We start from the raw sequence: 5,226 nt of genomic DNA on the forward strand, positions 1-5,226 counted from the left end.
GTTCGTCTAGAGGCCTAGGACACCGCCCTTTCACGGCGGCAACACGGGTTCGAATCCCGTACGGGACGCCACTCCCGTCCAAAACTGAGAACTTTCGGGTTCAGTTTCGGACGGTCTGAGACGAGTTGGTTCATCAACCTGTCTTTCCTTCCAAAAATACGGATTTCCCTGTTATTGACCTCTATACGATCAACGATCGCGCGGAGATACGCCTTGCGTATGGTGACGGAACCATCGGTCAGATTTACCCGCGTGTCGTGAGAGAAGCGTCTGATCATTTTGTCCGTGATGACAGACACGACCATCGCCGAGGCTTCAGCGCATCAAGTTCCCCTGAGCATTAGGTCGGTAGCATCGACAACGCCATTCTCACATGATCTGACGCATCATCACAGCGGATGGATCGTCCGCAGTTCCTAGATGATCGAGACAAGCCTGATACCCTGCTCCCGGTACAGCTCAGGAATCGAAACGCCGCCCTCAGCCTGGCGGATCACACCCATGATCTGAGCATCAGTAAAGCGATCACTCTTCATCAGAATCTCCTCATCCTTACGCTGAGAAAATTCTCATTCAAAAACCACTCTTCTGATGGGTAATTGCCCCCTCATGAAGCTATCTGCCCCGAACCACTGAACCATGCTGGCCGATTGGGGATATGCAGCGACAGTTTCCGCCAGGATCTGCTGATCCACGAGATCCTAGCGGTCATTCCATCACGCAAAGGCCGCATCGCAACCCGCTACAATAAGACCGCCTTGTCCTTCATGAACTTCCTTAATCTCGCTGCCGCAAGGCTCTGGATCAAATCTTTTGTCAACGTGACCTAGGGTTTGTGTCACTAGGATTACACCAGATGCACGGTAACATCATATCAAGATATATTTTCTACAAAATTAGGGCTTTCCCTGTATCGGGAAAGCCCTAATCAAACGTGTTTCAAAAGAAGTGGTTACGCAGACTGCTTCTCTACGTTGAAGTTTTGCTGCGTCTTAAGCAGATAGGGCCCGGCAGCAAGTATAGCTATAGAAAGAATTCCTATTTGCCCATGCGTTAGATGATTCTCAAGTGACAGTTGAGCATTGCCATCTGTCCAAGCAGCGCCTGCCAACCCCATATCAGCATGCCAGCCATCGGGTTTTTTAGCACGCAGATGAGAGGTGATCTCGAACTGCTGTTTTGCGCAGAACAAGTTTACTTCTCCGACTGCTACTCCCATATAACGGCGATCATCCACAAATGGTCCGATAACATCGCACGGCCGGCTGGCATGAGACATGATGCGCACAGAGTTTGTATTTGGTGGCAGCATAAAGCTGTAGTGATGTAATGTTTTGCGCATCGGGCGTATAGTAGCGCCTGTTTCGGTGACCAGATACAGATCAGGATCGCTGGTTGTCTCAATAGCCTTTGGAGCAGTTTGGCAACCTATTACGTTGTTTTCGCGCCGTTCCAGAGCTCTGAACAAAGGTTCCACAAAAGAACGATCCACATTCAGAGGTGCGCCAGCGTCATCATCCCAGTTTTTTACAGCACCACGAAGCGCCACGACTTTACCTTCCTGACGGAAAGAGGCGCGATTGCCCGTATCCAGGTAGCTTTCGGTTAGCATACCGTCTGCTGTGATGACAGAATGCTGCTCTGTTTCCACGTGATAATAGTCATATGAAGTAAAGGATTTATCATAGAAAATGGACACACCATTGACCAGCATGCGTACAGGCACAAACCCATTTCTGAAAAACAGGCAATGTTCCGCAGTAATCAGCATATCCTTGTAAGGTACGCCATCTGCAATGGCATCCTTGAGGATACGCACAGGGTACCCTGCTTCATCATCGGGTACCCCCGCACGAACAGTCGTCTGTGTTTTCCCGACCCAGACAATTGAACGTGCAACATTTGTCTGTTTTTTCCAGTCAAAAGCAATAATTTTATCGCCAACTTGAATATCTTCGACCGCAACATTACCGTTGTCAGTAAGTATCATGCTGCCAGATAGGAAGCAGGCTGCCGGAGATTTATCTTCAATCAGCCATCCGGTTGTACCGTCTTGAACAATCTGTATATCGCTAGACGGCTGATAAGTTGGAGCCATGTTCACATGAGAATATGAAATACTTCTACCGTCTTCCAGTGTGATTTTCAGTGTGTAGGAACCATCGTCATTTTTGGTATAATTTGCTGAAACCGGCTGGGAAGATGTTTCCAAAATACCAAAATGCGTGTTGCCAGACACATTGTTGATCACCGCACCCTGCACGTTGCCATCATTGTTGGCGTTTTTATCATTGATGTAAATGGTATTAACGGTACTGGAGTCTACATTGATAGTCGCCCCCTCACCCCACAGATTGGCAAGAATGGTACTGCCCTGCTGAAGATTGATCGTACCACCATTTACATTAATGGGATTGGCAATGGTGCCTAACGTGGCGTTGATCAGGTTGATCGTGCCGCTTCCGTTATTGATCTGCCCATTATCAAAAACCACGTTTCCATCATTGTTCATGATAGTCAGTGTGCCAGCCTGCGAATTGACACCGCCCAGTTCAACCTTGGCGGACGTATCCACAATAATCGTGCCGTAATTTTCAAAACCGGCAGTGGCGAAAACATAACCATTGGTATCGCCACTCTGATAATTAGCCGTGATTTTGAGCGTGCTATCCTGCCAGACACTCAGACTGCGAAGCTGATTGTAGTATGGTGCGTTGGCCACAATCGTCATAGGGTTTGTGTTGCCATAATACCCAACATTCACATCTGCATTCTGTTCAGCCTGCGGGATGGCAGGAGAACCCGTGATGTCCTCGGTAGGAATACGGTGATTGCTACTGTCATAAAGCGCCCAGTTGGCTGGATCAGACCAGTCTCCACCAGAGGCTGGTCCAACCCAGCGCCAGGCACCATCATGCTCATGATAGTTGTGTCCTTCACTACTTGCCGTAATATTCGCGCCGGTATTATCGGTAACCGTCGCAATACTGGCGAGGGCTTTGTATGTGCTGTCATCCGTATAGGAAGAGGCAGGAACCGTTGATTTATCTTCAATCAGCCAATTGCCTGTGGTTTTATCTTCCACAATATCCACATGGGCAGGCGGCGTGTAGCCATCCGCCATATTCACTTTAGGATAGGTAATGCTGTGTCCATTATCCAAGGAGATAACCAGCGTGTACGATCCATCCTCATTATGTGTGTAATCAGCAGCAAGAGGTGCGGAAGACCCAGCAAGAATGCCAAAATGCGTGTTTTCCGAAACACCGTTGATGGTCGCGCCCTGAACATTCCCATCATTATTTAAGTTTTTATTATTGACATAGATGGTATTAACAGTGGTGGGGTCCACATTGATCGTAGCACCCTCACCCCACAGATTGGCCACCAAAGAGCTGTTCTGCTGAAGATTGACCGTACCGCCGCTGACTGTAATGGGATTGGCAGTAGTACCCAATGAGGCGTTGATCAGGTTGATGGTACCACCATTGTTCACCTGATCATTATCAAAAACAACGTTACCATCGTTATTTTTGATAGTCAGCGTGCCGCCCTGCATGTTGACGCCGCCCAGTTCAACCTTTGCGGACGTATCAACAAGAATGGTGCCATAATTTTCAAAACCGGCGGTGGCGAAAACATAACCATTGGTATCGCCACTTTGATAATCAGCGGTAATTTTGAGCGTGCTGTTCTGCCAGACACTCAGACTGCGAAGCTGATTGTAGTATGGTGCGTTGACCACAATTGTCATAGGGTTTGTGTTGCCATAATACCCAACATTGGCATCCGCATTCTGCTCAGTCTGCGGTACGGCAGGAGAGCCGGTAGTCTTATCGACAACATTGTTATGACTGTCATACAACGCCCAGTTGGCTGGATCAGACCAGTCTCCACCTTCGGGCGATCCAACCCAGCGCCAGCTATTGTCATGCTGATGAAAATTATGGCCTGCGTCGCTGTACTGAGAATTACTCCCGCCAGCGGCTTCAGCTGCTTCTGCGATAGCAGCAAGAGTGTCATTGATATCGGTATTCGGGAGTGAAGAATTCGTATTTTCAGACATATTCAGATCTCTTCAATCTATAAAGTTAGATGAAAGCAAACTCGCAAATAAATTAACACTTCACTTTTTAATTAATAGATACCAAATGGTAGGGTTTCTAATTCGTTAAAGACGAATATTTTGTAAAAAAGCAAGAGGTCTTGTTTATCAAGATATATAGTTGGAGATTAGTATGGTTAACGAAATAATAAACAAAATATATGAAACCATTGAAAACCCAGAAAAATGGAATACTGTTTTAAAAGAAATATCAGAATATTGTTTAGGTGTTAGTGGTGGTGGCGCTTCAATAATACCATTAGAAGATAGCTTAGAAAAATATAGATTTGGTTCCAATGATGATAAAAACGCAGATAATTTATATTATAACGAATGGAGAGGAAGGGCACCACTCAGAAATATTATTAATGAAAACAAAAATTCTGATCTATATTATGCAGACGACAGTTTCCTGACTGATGAAGAAATAGATTTTAATCCTTTTTATCAAGATTTTCTAAAAAACTTTGGTGTCAGACGACTAAGTAATATCGTATTTAAAACCGGAAAAGGGAAAATATTTGTATTTTCAATACAAAGCCCATTAGGTTTCAATAATTTAGAAAGAGAAAAAATAAAATTAAAAATGATTTCGATTGTCAGCAGCATTAAATTAGCTTTGGATTTATCTTTTGGGTTTGAGCTGATCAAAAAGACAAATAATTTATTTGTAGATTATTTAGAAAACCAAAATTATATTCTTTTTTCTCTTGATAAAGAAAATAAAATAATTCAAAAAGAAACTAATCTAGATAATTACGAGAAATGTGGTATTATTATAAGAAATAATTCAATTGACTTTAAGTCAACTGAAAATAGAAAAAAATTTAATTCTGCACTTGAATTATCTAAAGAACAAAAAATGGATAAATTTTTAAAATTAAATAATGAATTTGGAGATAATATAATAATAAGAATTACTTATTTTTTAAAAAATGAATCAATTTCAAGTATTATAGGAAATAAAATTGATAAATATGTGATATTAACAGTTGAATCTATAAACAAAAAAACAGAATATGCATTAAGACAATTTCGTTTATCTCCATCTCAACGCGGAAATCTCACAGAAGGGTTGTACATCGGGTTAGATTATGAAAAAGTCTGTTTTGCACAAAAGA

2 protein-coding genes and 1 tRNA gene are annotated in these 5,226 nt (G+C 43.4%); 2 read left to right on the forward strand and 1 reads right to left on the reverse strand.

Features of this window, described 5'->3' with window-relative positions; genetic code table 11:
* Position 1: 1 nt before the first annotated feature.
* Positions 2–71 (forward strand) — tRNA-Glu (locus CSR02_RS05190).
* A gap of 881 nt (positions 72–952) precedes the next feature.
* On the opposite strand, the gene CSR02_RS05195 is transcribed toward CSR02_RS05190, so the two are convergent.
* Complete coding sequence (locus tag CSR02_RS05195; RefSeq protein WP_099540809.1) at positions 953–4,066, reverse strand: Hint domain-containing protein; 3,114 nt, start codon at positions 4,064–4,066, stop codon at positions 953–955.
* A gap of 172 nt (positions 4,067–4,238) precedes the next feature.
* Here CSR02_RS05195 and CSR02_RS05200 point away from each other — a divergent pair.
* Positions 4,239–5,226, forward strand: a 988-nt coding sequence (locus CSR02_RS05200) for a hypothetical protein (protein WP_099540810.1), incomplete at its 3' end; no start/stop codon positions are given.

The sequence above is a fragment of the Acetobacter pomorum genome, assembly GCF_002738225.1.
In the GTDB taxonomy this organism is placed as follows: domain Bacteria; phylum Pseudomonadota; class Alphaproteobacteria; order Acetobacterales; family Acetobacteraceae; genus Acetobacter; species Acetobacter pomorum.

Coding starts and splice junctions, on each gene's coding strand:
- CSR02_RS05195 (WP_099540809.1), bottom strand. CDS start 4,066: ATGTCTGAAAATACGAATTCTTCACTCCCGAATACCGATATCAATGAC.